Source organism: Lentzea alba (assembly GCF_011067745.1).
GTDB lineage: Bacteria > Actinomycetota > Actinomycetes > Mycobacteriales > Pseudonocardiaceae > Lentzea > Lentzea alba.
In genome coordinates, this window is sequence record NZ_JAAMPJ010000011.1 from 317,079 (window position 1) to 335,444 (window position 18,366).

The 18,366-nt window shown below is 71.2% G+C and carries 12 protein-coding genes; 1 reads left to right on the forward strand and 11 read right to left on the reverse strand.

Annotated elements, in window-relative coordinates:
* The first annotated feature begins 78 nt into the window (after positions 1-78).
* On the forward strand, positions 79-900 hold the full coding sequence (locus G7043_RS34595) for a MerR family transcriptional regulator (protein ID WP_166052855.1): 822 nt from the start codon (positions 79-81) through the stop codon (positions 898-900).
* On the opposite strand, the gene G7043_RS34600 is transcribed toward G7043_RS34595, so the two are convergent.
* The 11 genes from G7043_RS34600 to G7043_RS34650 are packed head-to-tail and all read right to left on the reverse strand — an operon-like array spanning position 887 to position 18,356.
* A complete protein-coding gene (locus G7043_RS34600) occupies positions 887-1,975 on the reverse strand; it encodes an MFS transporter (protein WP_313888217.1) in 1,089 nt (362 codons plus the stop codon). The genes G7043_RS34595 and G7043_RS34600 overlap by 14 nt on opposite strands.
* Complete coding sequence (locus G7043_RS34605) at positions 1,972-2,634, reverse strand: GTP pyrophosphokinase (protein WP_166052856.1); 663 nt, start codon at positions 2,632-2,634, stop codon at positions 1,972-1,974. Before G7043_RS34605 ends, G7043_RS34600 begins: the two co-directional genes overlap by 4 nt.
* Positions 2,621-5,764, reverse strand: a complete 3,144-nt coding sequence (locus tag G7043_RS34610) for a hypothetical protein (RefSeq protein ID WP_166052857.1) — start codon at positions 5,762-5,764, stop codon at positions 2,621-2,623. Before G7043_RS34610 ends, G7043_RS34605 begins: the two co-directional genes overlap by 14 nt.
* A complete protein-coding gene (locus G7043_RS34615) occupies positions 5,761-6,732 on the reverse strand; it encodes a hypothetical protein (protein WP_166052858.1) in 972 nt (323 codons plus the stop codon). Before G7043_RS34615 ends, G7043_RS34610 begins: the two co-directional genes overlap by 4 nt.
* Positions 6,729-7,640, reverse strand: a complete 912-nt coding sequence (locus G7043_RS34620) for an AAA family ATPase (RefSeq protein ID WP_166052859.1) — start codon at positions 7,638-7,640, stop codon at positions 6,729-6,731. Before G7043_RS34620 ends, G7043_RS34615 begins: the two co-directional genes overlap by 4 nt.
* Entirely contained in the window at positions 7,637-8,866 is a 1,230-nt protein-coding gene (locus G7043_RS34625) for a toll/interleukin-1 receptor domain-containing protein (protein ID WP_166052860.1), read from the reverse strand. Before G7043_RS34625 ends, G7043_RS34620 begins: the two co-directional genes overlap by 4 nt.
* A complete protein-coding gene (locus tag G7043_RS34630; RefSeq protein WP_166052861.1) occupies positions 8,863-10,836 on the reverse strand; it encodes a DUF4231 domain-containing protein in 1,974 nt (657 codons plus the stop codon). Before G7043_RS34630 ends, G7043_RS34625 begins: the two co-directional genes overlap by 4 nt.
* On the reverse strand, positions 10,833-11,909 hold the full coding sequence (locus G7043_RS34635) for a TRAFAC clade GTPase domain-containing protein (protein ID WP_166052862.1): 1,077 nt from the start codon (positions 11,907-11,909) through the stop codon (positions 10,833-10,835). The genes G7043_RS34630 and G7043_RS34635 overlap by 4 nt, the downstream gene beginning before the upstream one ends.
* Positions 11,909-12,871 (reverse strand): hypothetical protein, encoded by a 963-nt coding sequence (locus tag G7043_RS34640; RefSeq protein WP_166052863.1) that lies wholly within the window; start codon positions 12,869-12,871, stop codon positions 11,909-11,911. Before G7043_RS34640 ends, G7043_RS34635 begins: the two co-directional genes overlap by 1 nt.
* Positions 12,868-15,204, reverse strand: a complete 2,337-nt coding sequence (locus G7043_RS34645; protein WP_166052864.1) for a hypothetical protein — start codon at positions 15,202-15,204, stop codon at positions 12,868-12,870. The genes G7043_RS34640 and G7043_RS34645 overlap by 4 nt, the downstream gene beginning before the upstream one ends.
* Positions 15,201-18,356: a tubulin-like doman-containing protein gene (locus G7043_RS34650; RefSeq protein ID WP_166052865.1), complete on the reverse strand. Its 3,156-nt coding sequence runs from the start codon at positions 18,354-18,356 to the stop codon at positions 15,201-15,203. Before G7043_RS34650 ends, G7043_RS34645 begins: the two co-directional genes overlap by 4 nt.
* Between the last annotated feature and the right edge of the window lie 10 nt (positions 18,357-18,366).

Below are 18,366 nucleotides of genomic sequence, written 5' to 3' on the forward strand. Positions count from 1 at the left end.
AGGATGCGCACCCGGCACGTTGCTCAAACCATCATTTCTTGACCCTGACACCGTGTCAGCCCCTACACAGGAGCAGTCATGTTCACCATCGGAGACTTCGCCCGTCTGGGGCGTGTGTCGGTGCGGATGCTGCGCCATTACGACGTGGTGGGTCTGCTCCCGCCGGCCCACGTCGATCCGTCGTCCGGCTACCGCTTCTACACCGCGGCCCAGCTGCAGCGACTCAACCGGCTGGTCGCGTTGAAAGATCTCGGTCTCACGCTCGACCAGGTGCGAATCGTGCTCGACGACAAGCTTTCCGTCGAGCAGCTGCACGGAATGCTTTCGTTGCGGCGCGCGGAGCTGCGGCAGCAGATTCTTGCGGACGAGTCGCGTTTGCGGCGGGTGGAAGCACGTCTCCGCGCCATTGAAAGGGAAGGCGCCATGCCCACCGACGACGTTGTTGTGAAACCCGTTCCCGCCACCCGGGTCGCCCGTTTGACCGCGACCGCCGCGTCCTACGGGCCCGAGGACATCGGTCCGGTCATCCAACCGCTGTACCCGGAGCTGATGGCGCGGCTCGACCGCGCCGGGGTGCCCATCACCGGGTACGGGATCGCCACCTACGAACCCGCCGAGGGTGACGCCGTGGTCGTGCACGCCGGGATGACGGTGTCGGTCGAGCCGGCCGCCGCGTTCGAGTTCGAGGTCGTGGACCTGCCGGCCCTGGCCTCCGCCGCGACCGTGGTGCATCGGGGGCCGATGGACGACGTCGACGCCACCTACCAGGCCGTCGCGTCGTGGGTCGAGGCCAACGGCTACCGGCAGAACGGGTTCGCCCGCGAGGTCTACCTGAACTACGGCCACGGGGACCCCGCCGAGTGGACCACCGAGCTCCAGTTGGAGATCACCAAGCCGTAAGCGCGATCACGACGGCCAGCCCGAGCAGGCCGACCGGCAGCGAGGCGACCGCGGCGAGCCCGCCCGTGACGAGCGGGCCGCCCGCGTCGCCGAGTTCGCGGCCCACCTCGGCGCTGCCCATCGTCTGGCCCATCCGTTCGTCCGGTGTGGACTTGGCGAGCGCCGTGAACGCCAGCGGGGTCACGGCTCCCGAACCGGCACCGATCAGAACGGCCGCGACGAGAGCGCCGGCGAGTCCGGGGATCGCTGCGGCGGCGACGAAACCCGCTGCCGCGGTGAGGATGCCGGCTCGGGTGCCGCGGCGGGTGGCGATGCGTCCGGCGTCCAAGGCCTTGCCGACGCGTGGTTGCACGAGTGCGGCGGTGATCGCGAGGAGGCTCACGACGGCGCCGGTGACGATCGGGCCGTGCTCGGCGGCTTTCACCGGCAGGAAACCGACTCCGGTGGCCAGTGCCGCCGTGGACGCCGCGAGTGCCGCCGTCGGCCTGAGGAAGTCGCTGTGGGACAGGCGTTTCGCCAGGTCCTTGACGGTCTGCCGGTGGCGGGGCAGGGGTGGTAGGGGTGGCACCGCCGCGGCCGCCCAGACCGCGACCGCCACTGCCAGTGCGGCCATCGTGAGGAACAGGGCGTCGAAGCTGCCGAAGTGGATCAGCAGGCCGCCGAGCAGCGGGCCGGCGGTGTAGCCGATGCCCTTCCACGCGCCGTACCGCCCGAACGCCTTGCCGCGGGCGTCTTCCGGGGTCAGGCGGGCGACCATCGCGCCGGCGGCCGGTGAGAACGCCGCCGCGGCGACACCTTGACCGAACCTGGTGACGGCCACGTTGTCGATCAGCACGAACGCGGCGCTCGCGACGGCGAACGCCGCGAGTCCCGCGAGCAGGACCGGGCGGGGGCCGATTCGGTCGGCCAGGGAACCGAACACCGGTTTGAGGATGATCTCGGCGCCGTCGTACACGGCCAGGATCAGGCCCAGCGCCAGCAGGTTCGTCTGGAGGAAACCCAGGCTGGAGGCGACGCTGTGAGCGCCGAACGCCGTCACGAAACCCGCGGCGCACAGCGGCAGGACGTTCTTCACACGTCTTCTTGGTGGATGCGCCGGTGCAGCGATTCCATCCGGTCGTCCAACTGTGCGGCGATCATCGCCGACGACATCAGCTCGTCCACGAAGTCGGCGGGCGGGCTGTCGTCGTACTTGTAGAACAGCTTGTGCTCCAGCGTGGCCCAGAAGTCCATCGCGATGGTGCGCAGCTGCACCTCGACCTTCACGTGCTCGACCCGGTCGGACAGGAACACCGGGATCTGCACGATCAGGTGCAGGCTGCGGTACCCGTTCGGCTTCGGGGAGGCGATGTAGTCCTTGGTGCGCAGGATCTTCACGTCGTGCTGGCGGGAGAGCATCGCCGACACCCGGTACACATCGGACACGAACGGGCAGATGACGCGCACACCGGCGATGTCGTCCAGGTGGTCGCCGATCCGGTCGACCTCGAGCGGGAAGCCCTTGCGCCGCAGCTTCTCCAGGATGCCCTCCGGCTTCTTCACCCGGCTCGTGATGTGCTCGATCGGGTCGTGCCGGTGGACCGAGTCGAACTCCTCGCTCAGGATCCGGAGCTTCGTCATCAGCTCCTCGATCCCGAACTTGTAGACGAGCAACCGCCGTTCGAGGTCGCGAAGGAGGCTCAGGTCGTCGGCCAGGTCGGTCACGACTCCAGGGTACTGATCACGCGGATTCATCGGCCCACAGGTCACGCAGAGCGACGGCGGTGGCCAGTTCGGCCGGTCGTTCCCGGCGCTCCCACAGGGCGATGGCCTCGGTCAGGGCCTTGATCGCGGTGGTCGGGTGGCCGGCGTGGTGGGCTGCCCGCGCGTACTGCACGAGGGTGGCGGCGAGGTGCGGCTCGAACCGTTCGGACGACGCCTGCGCGGCGCGTCGGTAGAGCTCCACCGCCTGTTCGACCTGGGGCAACGCGTCGGACACCAGCGAGGCCAGGCAAGCACGTGCGGCGGCGTAGCGGTGGATGTGCGCCCATTTGTTCTTGCGGTAGAGCTCCTCGGCCAGTTCCACCGCCTCCTGCGCGGCGGACAGCGCGAGGTCGGCGCGGTGTGCTTCCGCGGCGCGTTCGGCGAGGTTGACGAGCGCCTCGGCCAGTTCCGGTGAGTACTCGGCGGACTGGGTGGCGGCGAGGCTGCGCAGGATCCGCACGGCCTGCAGAACGTCCTGCAGCGCGTTCGGCGCGTTGCCGGCGCGGGCCTTCTGCCTGCCGAGGTTCGCGAGCGCGGAGCCCAGATTCGCGTTCGGGCGGGCCCACTGCCGCAGCTGCAGCTTGCGCAGGCGTGTCTCGGCGTCCTCGGCCACGGTCAGCGCCTGCGCCGGGAAGTCGAGCTCGCCCAGCAGTTCGCTCTGCAGGATCAACGCCTCGCACAGGTTCGGCGTGTGCACCCGCGGCTCGGTCAGCACGAGACGGCGGTACTCGGTCGTCGCGCGTTCGGCCGACGCCAGCGCGGCTTCCGGCAGGCCCGCGCGGGCCTGGCTGTGCGCCAGCCTCAGGAACAACGGCGCGTCCCGGACGGGACCCGCGTCGGCCTGGCGCAACCTGCGCCGCACCAGCAGGTCTTCCAACTCCGCGATCGCCGGGGCGAGACGCACGTCCGGTTCGTCGCGCAACGCGTGGCTGATCACGTCGAGCAGGTCGGTGTCGGCGTGCCCGACGACCGACAGGATCGTGGGCGCGCCCGCCGCGGCCAGCAGTCCCGGCCGGGCCCGCACGAGCGGCTTGAGGTGATCGGTGGCGATCTTCGCGAACCTCGTCGCGGCGTGGCCGAGCGCGGTCAGCGCGTGCGCCTCGGCCTTCGCGACATCGGGGTCCTCGCGGGGAAACGTGCCCGCCGCGATCGAGCTCACCAGCCCCAGCGCCCATCCGGGGTCGACGCCGAGGTCCGCGTCGCGGTCGACCAGCACGCCCGCGAGCAGGTGGTCCGCGAGCTGGCAGCGGCCGAGCGGGTCGAGCGCGTCCTGGTCGAGCGGGTAGAGGCGTTCGTAGGCGGCGAGCAACGGCCGCCAGTCGTCCTCGGAGTCGATCAGTCCGAAGTGGAGGCTCAGTTCCCTGGCCACGCCGACGTGCAACGGCCGCAGCAGCGTGGCGAGCAGGACGAGTGCCGCGAGCTGGACGGCGTGCGCGGACTCGCGTTGCTCGCGGTGGAGATGTTCGTGGCGCAGCACCGCTTTCGCGGCACCGGTCTTGCCCACCGGTCCCTTCAGCACGTCCAGCGCGGCCGCGACCGCCGTGAGCTCCGCGTCCTCGGCACGACCCCGGTCGCGGGCGCGCAACGACGACAGGTCCTCGCCCGCCGCGTCCGCCACGACGTCGACGATCGCCGCGAACAGGTCGGCCGAGGCGCGATGAGGCTGTTCCGGCAACAGCTTCTGCACGCCCAGGTCCACTCCGGACGCTTCGAACGAGCGGGTGATCGCGTTCCACCAGTGCCCGGCGTCGGGCGAGAGCAGCAGCACGCGGGTCGGTGTGTCGTCGTCCAGCAACGCGCTGAGCATGCCCAGCAGGTGCTGCGGGTGCCACGAGTCCGCGCGGTCCACCACGAGCAGGACGCCGCTGCTGCCCGGCTGCGGCTTGTCGGCCCGCAACCACTGTGCGGCGGCCGGGTCCTGCCGGCCGCGGTAGACGTGCCAGCCGTGTTGCTCGCTCTCCGCAGCGATCTGGGTGGCCAGCCGGATCCGGTGCTCCTCGGTCCACCCGTGCAGCAGCCGGATCGCCGACCGGGTGTCCCGCGCGAGCCACTTGTGCAGCCTGGTCAGCGCGTTCGGGTCGACCGGGATGGTGTCGAGCACCTTCATCAGCAACGCCACGGGCTGCCCCTGCCGCGCCCGGCCACCGGTCTCGAACCGCACCGGCTGCAACCAGAACCGGGCGGGTTCGCCCTGGGCGCCCTCGACCTGGACGAGCACCGGTGACGCGTGCACGGCGCCGCCGATCGCCTCGGGGATCTCGAACACCCGCCCGTCGAGCGTGCGCAGCCGGACCGCGCCGGGGCGCTTCGGCCGGTAGTGGGTGATCTTGCGCAGGGACAGCCACCGCGACCGTTCGCTGCCGTTGTCGAACACTTCGACGAACGGCGGCACGTGGTGCGGCAGCTTGATCGTGATGCCGCCCTCGACACCCTCGCCGAGCACCAGCACGCCGTCGTCCCAGCGCACCCCGATGATCCGGCGCATGGTCGTGTCGGCGCCGCCGTGCGCGACCGGGACGAGGATCTCCTCGATGACCTTGCGGTCCATGCCCTTCGGCTCGGCCGAGATGTCGTCCGACCGCAGCTTCCGCGCGTTCAGCACGAGGTGCCAGCCGTCGTTGCTGTGCAACACCGGCGCGGGCAGCCGGGACATCGCGTCGATCACCCAGCCGGCCACGCCGTCGCGCAGCTCGACCGTGATCGCCTTGGAAGCGCTGCGCAGCAACGCCTGCGCCTGCGACAGTCCCTTCTCCCCGCCGGTGCAGGCGAGCCACGTGACCTGTTCCTCCAGCGCCAGCGCGGGGGAGAGGTTGACGTGCACGCGTTCGACGGCCGCCCGCAACGCGGCCAACGCCCGCGCGTCGAACAGGTCGAGCCGAGCGCGCAGGGGTTCGAGCAGGTCCGGCCGCAACGCCACGACCTGCCGTTGCCGGGCCCCGACCCACTCGCTGAACCAGAAGTCGGACTCCGCGCCGACGTCGAGGTGCGGCAGCACGGCCAGCCTGACCTCGCGGACCAGCTCCGCCTCGATCCGGGTCGCGGTGCTCAGCGCGACGGCCAGCAGCACGTCCGGCCGCGGCCGCTCGCGGGACAGCTCGGCCCGCAGCCGTTCGCGGATCACGACGCCTTCCCCAGCGCCGCCCGCACCACCCCGACCGTGGTCCCGCGATCCCAGCAGACGACCGGCATCAGCGCGGTCAGCCAGCCGGGCCACCGGTCCCGCGGGAACGGCACCAGGGCCACCACCCGGCACTCCCGCTGCCGCAGCCGGCAGACGTAGTTCTCCCACGCGTTGCGTTCCACCCGGCCCCAGCGGATGCCGAAACCGGCGAGCACGAGCACCGCGCGTCCCGGCTCGGGATCCCGGTGGCCGCGGCGCATCCGGCGCGGTGAGCCGTCCAGCACGCTCACCCCGGTCAGCGCCTCGCCGACGACGCCGCGGATCGCGCCGAGGAGCGTCTGCTGGTCGCGCCGGAACAACGACATGCCCTCGGACTGGTCGACCAGCACGTGCGCCCCGAACCGCAGCGTCGGCCGGGGCAGCCGCGGCAGCTCGCGCACCGCCCGGGCCGACGCCGTCTGCTCGACCAGCGCGGGCACGTCGATCTCGCTGTCCGGCGCGTGCCGCGACAGCAACGCCTGCACGACGGCGGACGTGGTCGCGCGCCGCAGCAACGGTTCGTGCGGAGGGTCCGCGATCAGCTGCTTCTCGGTGATCCGCGGGAGATCGGGCACGGCGTCGGTGGTCCACGGCTGGTCGGGCCTCTCCGTCCACGACTCCTGCAGGCCGACCATCGGGCCCTGCTCGCGTGCCTCCGGCTCACCGGTCGCGCGGCTGCTGCGGACCACGCGTTCCGCGGTGGTGGCAGGCTGCTCGTGCCATGGCTGTTCGGCCACCTCGGTGGCGTGCAGCCGCGTCGGCGCGAAAACGGGCTCAGGTTCCTCGATCTCGGCCCGGCGGTGGGGGTCGAGGTCCACGCCGAGCATGCGCGCGATCTGGCGCACCAGCTCGGGATCGGGGGTGGTGCCCGGCGGTGTCTCGGCGGCGACCGCGCGCACCACGTCCCCGAGCCACGTCGCGGGCGTCACAACGACCTCTGCGCCGAGTCGCTCCCGGTCTCCTTGTTGAAGATCATCTTGAGGACGGGTGTCAGCTCCGCGTGACCGGCCGAGGTGATCCCCACGCCCAGGCACGCCCTGATGGCGTCGATGAACTCGGCGGTGCTCGGCCGCCGGCGCCGGTCGGTGTCGGCCTTCGCCCGTGCCTTCTCCAGCGCCTTGATCAGGTCGTCCAGCGGGTAGTCCACCTCGGTGCCGACGTGCATCGCGGCGATCTTGCGCAGGTCCTGCTCGTCGTGTTCGCGCACCTGGTGCACCACGCAGCGCCGGACGAACGCGGGCGGCAGCTCCCGTTCCTGGTTGGAGGTGATGATGATCAGGCACGGCGGGTCGGACGTCTCCTGCACGACCTTCGCGTCGCTGAGGTCCGTGATGGTGAAGTGCCGGCCCGCCAACGGGACCAGCAGGCTGTTCGGCACGTCCGGGTCGGCCTTGTCGATCTCGTCGATCAGCACGACGGCGCTGCGGTCGCGCCGCTTCTGCACCGAGTTCCAGTCCTGGTACGGCTCCGTGGGCCGGGGCAGACTCAACGCGTCCGTCCGGTCGAAGGCCCACCACAGCACGCCCGGCGTGACGTAGTCGTCGTCCCGCACGCCTTCCCGGCGCACCTGGGCGTCGCCGAGCCTGCGGACGCTGTCGAACGACCACAGCAGATCCCGCGCCGTGGTGCGGGCGGTGACGACGTGCTCGTAGTAGCGCAGGTCGTAGTCGAACGCGATGTTCTTGGCCAGGCTCGACTTCCCCGAACCCGGAGCGCCGAACAACAGCAGTGGCCGGTTCGTCGCGCGCGCCACCCGCACGGCGAGACTCAGGTCCTCGGACCGGACGTACTTGCGGCCGTGCTCGGCGATCTGGGTCGCCCCGGTCCCGATGCTCATGACGCCTGCCTTCCCACCCCGAGGTGCGTGCGGATGCGTTCCATCGCGAGTTGCGCGGAACGCTCGTCCTGTTGCGCCACAACGGTGTGGCAGTAGTTCTCGCCGAGGTGCTTGGCGAAGTCCTCCGGGGTGAGATCGGTGTCCGGCCCGATCACCAGCACCACCATGACGTTCGGCCACGCGTCCCGCGCGGCGAGCACGAGATTCAGCCGTGAGCCGGGGCTGATGCCCTCCTTCAGCACGAGGTAGTTGTCCTGGTAGTCGAACCACTCGTACTGGTCGAGCAGGGACAGCTTTCTCTCCTCCCCGAACTCGCCGACCGGCACGTCTCCGCCCGTCTTCACCTCGACCTGCACCTCGTCCCAGTGCGTCGCCCGGCGGACGAGTTGAACGCCCGTCTCCACCCCGATGCTCGTGCTGAGCACGCAGACGTGGCGGCGGCTGTGCGGTGCGTCGGGATGCTCCTCGACCGCTCTGTTCGCCACCTCGAGGTCGATCCAGCTGGACGACAGCATCTTGGCGAACATCTCTCGCCCGTCGTCGCTCACCTTGGTGAGGAAGTGGTGTTTGGAGTCGACGATCAGGTCCGTGACGGGTCTGTCCAACTTGGACCGGAGGATGCGGAAGGAGAGCTCCTCCTTGGGCAGCAGCGGTGGCGGCTTCGGCTGGTCCTTGAGCTTGCGGTACATCTTCGCGAGCTTGACCTGGTCCTCCGGCAGGTACTCCGTCATCCGCTTCACCAGCGACATCTCACCCTCGTCGATGCCGCCGAGCACGTCGAGCCGCAGCAGTTCGACGAGCCGGCGCACCGCCTCGTCGACGCCGTCGGCCGTGACCATCTGCGCCTGCAACGTGTTCACGAGTTGCGTGAACACTCGGTGCCGTGCCCGTTTGACCCGTGCGGTGTCGATCCCGACGAGGATGGGGATGATCCGGTAGTGCTTGTCGTCGGGCTGGTCGAGCATCTGCTGGACCTCGCGGCGCACCCACTTGCTGCGCAGGGCGTTCTCGTCGATCAGGACGACGCCGAGGTGGCTGTCGTTGATCGCCCGGCGGATGCCCTCCTCCCACCGCGTGCCCTCGTGCAGGAAGTTCCGGTCGGCCTGGATCCGGCACGACTCGATCGGGAACCGGGCGATCAGCTCGTCCAGCAGCCGCGACGCGGTGCCGTCCGGCGCGGACGAGGTGCTGTGGCTGACGAAGACGTCCCACAGGTAGTCCGTCACGGTTGCTCCTTTCCCGCCAACGGGGTGAGGTGCGCGTGCCAGTCGTCGTTCTGCTCGACCAGCACTCGTTCGCAGGCCGCGACGAACGCGTCGCCGGCCGCGTGATCGGGGTCGTCCGGCAGCTCCTTGAGCAACCGCCGCAACTCCTTCGCCGTCCTGCGATACCGGGCGCACAGCCGTTGGTAACCGATCTGCGTGACGTGCGCGGCGACGATGCCCGCGATGGCGGTGCACACCCCGGCCCACACCGCGATGTCCTGACCCCACAGCGGTGCCAGCAGCGACAACATCGCCGCCATGAACCCGAACCCGACCTCGACGACCTTCGCGATCTCCAGCCCGGTCTCGTACCTGTCCGCTTTGGACTGGTGGTAGTCGATCTGCCCGGTGACGCGGACCCTGACGTAGCTGTCCAGGTCGTGGATCTTCGGCGGGTGCTCCCGGCGCCGGACCGGCCCGCTGACCCCCTCGTGGGTGATGAGCAGCTTCTTCAGCAGCTGGGCGGCGTTGGACGTGCGGTACCGGCCGGCGCCGACGAGGTACGTGCACAGTTCGGAGGTGATCTCCTCGGACGACCGGCGCGCGTCCGCCCACCGTTGCCGTTCCCTCGGCTCCTTCGAGGTGCGCAACCAGGTGCCGATCGAGACGACCGCCGCCGTGGTCACGCCCACGACGATCATCCAGGCCTGGTCGACCGGCGCGAGCTGGGAGGCCAGCACGGCGCCGATCGCGCCCATGATCAGCGCGACCAGCCCGAGCAGCCGGTAGAGGAAGACCTTCGTCTTGGACCGGCTCGCGGTTTCCGACCACTGCTGCTGCCGGTGCCTCACCTCGTCGACCAGCTTCGCGTCGATCTCCGGCCGGGCGGGAGGCGCCGGTGCCGTCACGGCAGCCGGTTCGTACACCCGCACGTCAGCGCGCGAACGGCGGCCGAGAGCCTGGTCGACGGCGTCGCGGTCGAAGGGGGTCAGGTGTTCGGCGAGGTAGTTGACGCGTGCCGGGTGCACCCGTGGATCGGCGATCGCCGCCAGTCCGCGCTCGCGCACCTCGATCCGGTCCGTGGTGCGGACGAGTTCGGCGAGCCGGGAAAGTCCGTCCAGCAACGGTGCCTCGTGGTGCAGGACGCGGTCCCACTCGTCTTCGGCGACGGGTGGCGGCGGTGGCGGGACCGGGGTGGCCACCGGTCCGATGACCATCGTCGGTTGCTCGTCCGGTGCGGGCCGGTCGTTGTCGCTCTGCTGCCGGTCGCCGTCCAGCAGTGCTTCCGCCTGTTGGTAGGCGTTGTGCTGGGGGCTCAGCTCGATGGCGACGTTCGTCCGCACGCGGCCGGACTCGGGACCGAGGAAGTTGCCGGGCGGTTCGGAGAGGAAGACGAGCCGCGGCAGGAACCGCCGGGGAGCGTCGTCCTGTTCGTAGGTGGAGAACGTCCACACCTGGTCCGGCAGCACCTCGCGGATCCGCCAGACGACCGGCAGGCGTAGCTCGTCGGGCACGCCGATGACGGAGAAGGAGCCGTTCTGCCACGACCGGACCGTGGCCAGGATCGACACCAGCATCTCGCGGTCCACTTCGGACGACCTGTTCGTAGTGGTGAAGTCGTGCGGCCCCAACACGTCCAGCTGGTCGCCGGCTGGTCGTGCCTCCTGCCAGCCGTCCCAGGCCGTCAGCTGCGGCGCCATCCGCGCGATGGTCTCGCCGGAACCGATGAGCGCGTGTGCCACGCCACGGCCTTTGTCGGCCGGCCGGGCCGACCGGCGCACCAGCGCCGCCGTTCCGTCGCCGAAGTCGAGGTGGCTGAACGCCGCGGCCGGTGGTGGCACGCGATCCGGCTGGCTGAGCAGCCGCACGTGCTCGCGCAGCTTGTCGTGCCACGCGAACCGCGCTTCCCGGCCGCTGAACGACCACGCCACCGGCGCCATGCCCGCGTCGTCGGTGAACGCGACGATCATCTGGTCGAGCCGGCCGGTCATCTGCCGACCTCCGCGGCGGCGGGGTGCTCGACGAGCCCGATCATCGCGAGCAGGGCGAGCAACGGTTGCAGCACGCGGGCGGGGCGGACACCTCGCGGGTAGCGGCCGTTCTCGTCGACCGGCGATCCGGTGGCGGACACGGCGTGCAGCGTGCCCCTGGCGAACGTCTCGAAGGCCTTCAACAGTTGGGGCGCGCCGTGCTGGTCGAGGAACGCGTAGAGGTCCCGGCTCTCGGCCCGGAACGGCGCGGCGTCGAGCGGCGCACGGGTGTCGTCGCGGCGCAGCCAGTGATCGACGGGATCGGCGTACCGGATCTCGTCGGCCTTGGTCAGCACCACGGCGACCGGCAGGTCCCGGAACCCGGGGCGCTGCTTGATCCGCTTCAGCGCGATGTCGATCGCGGGGTTGAGCTCGTTGTCGGGCAGCCCGAACAGCGACGGCAGCGCGGACGTCGGCTGGTCGACGAACATGAGCGCGGTGGCCGCCAGGACGAACTGGCCGCCGAGCTTCTGCTTGCCGGGGTTGTTGAAGTCCTCACCGGCGACGTCGAAGAACACCACCGGCCGAGCCCGGTCTCCCGGCGTCCGCACCAGCAGGTAGGTCGTGAAGTCCTGCTTGAGGTCCTCGGTGGCGCCGAGCTTCTCACCCTGCATGAGCGCTTTGACCTGTGCCTCGAACTTCTCGTGCCGCAGTTCGTCCGCCGGCTCGAAGTCGAGGCCGTGATGGCGCAGGCCGCCGCGCAACGCGGCGTGGATCATCGTGGCCAGCAGGTGGGTCTTGCCGGACCTGCCGGACCCGATCAGCCCGATGATGATCGGCTCGCCGTGGTCGCGGTAGGTGATCGGCAGGAAGTGCTCCTGGTGCTCCCGGCCGGGGTTCGGGCACTTGACGTAACAACTCCCGCGCCGGTCCGTGCGCACGATCGGGTTGTTCAGGTGGGCCAGATCGACCTTCACCCACCGGCCACCGACGTTCTGGTCGGTTTCCGGCCGGTACAACTCGTCTTCCCGCCAGGGGAAGAAGCCGAGGCAGATCGGGCACAGGACGTGCTGGGGTTCCGGGGGAGCGGTCATCACATCACCAACAGGGTCACGAGGGTGGCGGCGGCCACGATGGCGAAACCGACGGCGAGCGGGAACAAACGACGCAGCAGGGGGCGTCGTGGCGGGGTCGGGGGGAGAAGTGGTTGCGCGGCACCGGGTTCGGCGTGCGGCGGGCGCAGGGCGTCGAACCGGTCGTAGCCGCGTTGCAGGGCCGACCGCACGTTCACGGGCGGTGGCAACGGTTCGCGGTCGTTGAGCCGGGCGAGCATCTCCACCGCGGTGGGACGGTCGCCGGGGTTCGGGGCGAACACGTCGCGCAGCAGCGTCGCCAGCTCCTCGGGTTCACCGGACAGGTTCGGGGTGTCCGCGGGTCCGATCCGCTTGCCGGTGAACAGTTCGTGCACCACCCGGCCCGCCGCGCGGACGTCGTCACCGGGGTGGGCCGGAGCGCCGCCGTGGGACGGCTCGCCCGTGCGGACGGCCTGCTCCAGGTTCACCAGCTGGGCGGTGCCACCGTCCCAGCACAGCGACGACAGCTCGACCGACCCGTGCACCAGGTCCACCGCGGCGAGCTGCGCGAGCGCCCGGAACAGGCCGATCAGGAACCGGCGCCGCTCGTCGATCAGCAACGTCCGGCTACCGTCGAGGAACCGGCCCTTCGGCGGTTCGATCAGCACGAACGGCGTCGCGGAGTCGAAGTCGTAGCCCACGATCGACGGCAGCTCCGGCACCGGCGCGCGGTAGCGGGCGTGCAGCCGGGTCAGCGCGCGGATCTCGTTGTCCAGCAGCGTTTCCGCTCGCGCGCGGTCGGTCGGGTGTTTCACCGGCGGCAACGACCTGCGCACCAGTTCCGGCCCGTCGTGGGTCTTCACCCGCTCGGCGACGAGCACCGAGCCGGGGAACGGCGCGGGGCCGGCCACGTGGATCTGCCAGGACGCGGGACCGCCCGCCGGGTCGCGGCCGTCGACCGGGTCGTAGTGCCTGTCGGTCACGGGAGGTCTCCTTCCGGGGTCTCGGCGTGCTCGGCGGCCACGTGGACCTCTCGCTCGACGTAGCGCCGCAGCAACGGGGTCAGCCTGATCGCGCCCACCGCGTCACCCCTGGTGCGGATCACCTCGGCGCCGTCGGTCGGCGGCAGGTCCATGTCGGAGGAGGCGAAGTGGACGACGACGGCGCCGTCCGCCTGCAGGCGCCGGACGTCCTCGGCCGCGCAGAGCTGGGTCATCCGGCTGCGTTCGGTGAGCAGCAGCACCCGCCGGCTCGCCGCCGAGCTCTGCCACAGCGTCGCCGCGAGCCGCCGCCGGGGGCCGTCGTCCGTCACGAACGGCGGCAGCTCGCGCAGGCCGACGTGTTCCAGGTGGTCGTTGTAGTCGGACACGAGTTCCTGGGCCCGCAACAGGGAACGGTGCGAGTCACCGGACAGCGGCATGCGGGAGGCGATCTCGTCGAACGACGGCCGCAGCACCTCCAGCGCGATCGCCACCAGGTCGCGGTGCAGCACCTCGGCGAGGCCCTCCGAGCTGTCGCCGCTGACCGGCTGCCCGCCGTCGTCGTCCGGCCGGTTCTTGATCACGTCGGCGAAGACCTCGGCCACCGCGTCGATTCCGCCCGCCACCACCAGCAGCGCGTCGGCGAGCCGGCGGGTGCGGTCGGCGGGCGTCCACCGGTGTTCGATCAGGCGGGTGACCTGGTCGGCCAGGCGTTGGTGCGCGCCGGCGGTGCGGCGCAGGGGAATCGCGGCGGTCCACGCATCCACCGCGCGGTTCCACCCGATCACCGTGCCGGCCACCGCCACCACGACCAGCAGGCCCAGCACGCCACCGGCGACCGGCCTGCTCACCTCCACCCCTGGCACGAATCCGCCGGCCACCGCCCCGGCCGCGGCGGCACCGGCGGTCGCCACGAACGGCAGCCAGGCGGACTGCCGGCCAGGCGCCCTGCCCGCCCGCACCAGCCCGCCGGTCGCCGCGACCGGCGGCCGGGCGGACTGTCCGCCGGCTGTCCTGCCCAACTCCATCTCGCCGGCGACGGTCCCGGCACCGGCGAGCGGTAGCCAGGCCGACTGCCGGCCGGGCGCCCTCGACGTCAGCAAACCCAGCAGCAGCAACCACGTCAGGCCCAGCGCCGCCGCCGGCCACCAGCCCATCCCCGGCAGCCACGCGGCGACCAGGCACGTCAGCAACACCACCGGCAGCAACCCGGCGACCGGAGCGGGCCACAGCCGCATCGGCGGTGGTGCGAGCGTCCACACCTCGGCGTCGGTGTGCCCGCCCACGACCGCGAGGCTGCGCGCGGCGCCGAGCTGGTTGCCGAGGCCGCGGGCCTGCTCGGCGAGGCCGGGCAACGTCCGTCCGCCCGCGAGCTCCGTGGTGATGGCCTTGCGCAACGACTCGGCGAGCTCGGCGGAGTTCACCGGCGCTGGTGACGGCAGGCCCTGTTCGACCAGCTCGGTCGGCGGCGGGTACCCCTCGGCGAGGCTCGAGTCGGCGTCCTCCAACACGCGGCGCGCCACCTGCTGGTGCCGCGTCACCGCCTCGCCCGCCTCGGCCAGCCTGCTCAGCACGACCCGGTGCGCCTGCCGGGTGCCGAGCAGCCCGGCCCAGCCGCGCAGCGCGGTCACCGCCCTACGAGCCTTGGCCAGCCGGTCCTGCGCCAGCTTGGTCGCTTCGCTCAGCGGCGAGCCGGGCTTCAGCGTCGCCGTCTCGTCGCCGGTCGCACCGCGCACCACGGAGGTCAGCTCGGCCGACTCGCGGTCGTGCTGGCGGGCCGTCACACCGGTCGCGACCAGCTGCCGCAACGCCCGCAGCCGCAGCGCGCGCATCATCGCGGGCTCGACCGTCGCGTAGTCCACCGCCAGACCGGGGTTCGCCGCCTGGTGCGGCATGTGGCTGATCGTCTCGAAAACGCGGTCGAACACGCTCGGAAACCGCAGTGCCGTCAGCAGGTCGTCCAAGCCCGCGGTGCCGAGCCCGGCGCCGGGCCGTTGCGATCCGCCCTCCCACGGCACGCCGGGACCGTCGCCCACCCACAGCGTCACGCCCACGCCGGTGAACGCCGACGGGGTGCGCAGCATCGGCCCCGACTCACCCGTCTCCAGCGCGCCGACGGCGACCAGCACGACCGAGGTCACCTGCGGCAGCCTGGCCAGGCGGGCGAACCAGTCGTGGTGCGCGCTCACCCCGGTCGTGGTGTCGACGACCAGCACCCGGCTCGACGGCCCGAGCTCGCTCGCGTCGCGGCGGCGCAGGTTCTCCGCGTAGACCTGGCCCTCGGTGGAGCGCAGGTCCAGCGTCATCACCGGATCCGGTGTCTCGAAACGCTTCACGGCCGCAGCCACTCCGGGTCGCGGGCGACCCACTCGCGGAGGTCGTGCAGGTTGTCCTGCAACGGGTTGTTGACCCCGCGGAACGGCAGCCGCACCGCGCCCGGCAGCGTCGTCTCCCAGAACTCGCGCACCGCGAACAGCCGCCGTGAGCCGCTTTCGCTGCTGCGCCGGGCGAGTTCGGTGTCGACGCGGTCGAGCTCGCCCGCGGCCATCTCGACGATCCGGTCGTAGATCCGGGCGGGCTTGTCCGGCCTGCGGTCCACGCCGATCGGGGTCGTGCCGATGAGCTTCGAGCAGAAGTCGCGGCGGATCTGTTCGTCGTCGGTCAGCACCCACGCCTCGTACGCGGACAACACGCTCGCCCAGCTGGACAGCCGGCCGAACGGCTGCAGCTCCAGCCGCATCGTCGCCTGGGCGTTGTCGCCGAGCCGCACGACGATCGCCGACGGAGAGTCCTCGTCGCCGACCACGGAGATCTGGTCGTTCCAGGCCGCGCACAGCAGGTGGTGCAGGATGCGTTCGCGGTGCTCGGGAATCGTGGCGAGATAACCGAAGTCGTAGCCCAGCCGTTGGCGCCAGCGCAGGAAGTCCTGCTGTTCCTCGTTCTTCAGCGCGTCCGACCAGTGTTTGAGCACCTCGCGGACCTCGGGCACCTCGGTGAGCCCCATGGAGCTGCGGAACAGCACGACGGCGATCGACTCGGCCGCGATCGGCCGGAACTCCACCACCGCCCCGCTGCGCGGCAGCGACACCTCCTGCTGCAGGAACTTCTCCAGCTCGAAGTCCTTGGCGGACGCGGGATAGGAGAACAGGATGCGCAGCCGTCCGGTGCCGCTCGGGGCGAACCCGCCCGGCACGAGCCCGGCGAGCTTCTCCCGGAACTGCTGCAACTCGTCGTCACCGACCGCCACACCCGGCTTGCCCGCCGCGGCCGCGAGCAGGTCCTGCAACGCGGGCAGCAACGGCCGGTGCTGCCCGTCGCGGTAGGAGAACAGGCGTTTCACCGCCTGCTTCACCCGGTCCTTGACGTGCGCCACGGCCATTCCCGCGCCACGGCCGTCGAGCACCATGTCGAACGCGTGCCGCCAGCCCTCGTCGCCGAGGATCTCCGTGACGAGGTCGCCGGGCGTCGCGGTCGGCCGCAGCCGTCCGCCCTGGTGCACGTAGTAGTCCACGAACCGGCGCACCACGGCCTGGTAGAACGGTTCGAGATCACCCTGGCGCGGCAACAGGTACGTGACACCGACCCGCTGCTGGTACAGCTCGCGCGCCCGCGCCGTGAACCGCCGCTCGCTCTGCCGCGCCTGGTCCTCGAACGCCTCGACCAGCCCGGCGACCTGACCGCGCACCGCCTTGAGCTTGAGGTCCCAGCGCACCGCCTGGTCGTTCCACGCGGCGTGCCAGACCCGCTTGGCCCGCCACTCGTACCACTGGTCCTGACGCGCGATCGCCGCCCGCACCACGGGATCGGACCACTGCAGCTTGCGCAGGAACTTGCCCTTGATGCCCGCCGCCGCCGGTGGGTTCAGCGTCATGCCGACGGGCGCCTGGGGTTCGCCGCGCCGTTGCTCCAACAGCTTCGCGAACCCGATCTCGCTCGCCTGGTCGTGCAGTCCATCGTGCCCGTTCAGCACGCGCCGCAACCGGAACAGGTCGATCTCGCCCAGCAGCGACCGCACCGCGCGGCTCGCGTCGAACGTCGCCACCAGTTCGGGGATCTGCCGGGACAGCTGCTGGTCGAGCGTGCGCAGACCGGACTCCATCGTGCGGGCCCTGGTGTTGAGCGCCCGCTGGACGGCCTCCGCGCCGACCGCCGGCGCCGGCTCGCTGATCGGCACCGGTGCCCGCAGCCGCAACGGGTCCAAATTGGACTCGGTGAAGAACCGCTCGATGTGCCCGGCGTTGTTCTCGGCCTGCCCGGTGGGCGGTTCGTCCAGCTCCAGCACGGCCTCGGCGAGCAGCCGGGTGCTCACGATGTCCGCGATGTCGTCGACCGGCACCGTCATCGACGCCACGGAGCTCGTTGACACACCACGGTTTCCGATGCCGGTCGGCGCGGGCACCTCGCGTTCGACGGCGCTGTTGATGAAGCTGTCCGCGAACGACATGTAGGTCTGGGCGACGGCGCTGCGGCCGCCGTCGCCCTCGGTGCCGAGGTCCGTGCCGATCAACGACAGCACCAGCGACACGATCGACCTGTGCAGGTCCTCGCGCTGCACGCCGGCGCCCTTGCCGAACAGGAACGCGGTCTGCACCGTCGAGGCCCGCAGCCGGATCTCCTCGCGGTCCGGGTAGCGCACCGACAGCGTGCCGTTGATGCCGGAGCTGTCCAGTTCGGTGCCCGCGACCTGGGCGTTCTGGTCGTCGACCAGCCGGAACAGGTCGAGCAGCGACCGGCCCGCGTTGAGCCGGGCCGCCCGGCCGCCGCCCAGGCCCTCGTCGAACGCCGACGGCATCAGCACGAGCGGGAAGATCCGGGCGCGGTAGTCCTGGTGCGCGAAGACGTCGCCGATCAGGTGCAGGAAGTCGAAGAAGATGCCGCTGCCCGTGCCGCCCGCGACGGAGAACGCCACGAACACGTCGCACGACAACGACCTCTTGCCGCCACCGAGCATCGCGAGCTCGCCCAGCGAGTTGTTGATCTCACCGACCGCCTTGGCCAGCGGGGCCTGCGCGGCCGACGTGCCACCCCGGAAGGTCTCGAACAACGCGGCCCGGCCCACCGTCGGCAACTGGCCGGCGCCGCGGGCGAGCGGTCCGATCCGCGGCTCGCCCTGCGGCGGTGGCAGCCACGAGTCCACGTACCGCGCCGCACCGAGCCGGAGACTGCGGGCCACCTCCGGGTAGGTGTCGTGCTGCGGCACCAGTTCCCGCACGAGGTGCATGGTGCGTTCGGCGGCGGGCAGGTACTCGGGGTCGGGCACGATCCGGCGTTCCAGCGCGCCGAACTCGTCCTCGCTCAGGTCGGCGTAGACGAACTGCAGGCACGACGGCAGCTGGTAGGGCAGGAAGTTCTTGCCCTGCATGCGTTGCTGGAGCTCCCGGCCGTCCGGTCCGCACAGCTCCTCGCGCAGCCTGCGCTCCAGTTCGGCACCGACCCGGCAGCCGGTCCCGCCCAGTCCGACGTACAGCATGGGCTGGTAGATCTGCATGGTTGTCCTT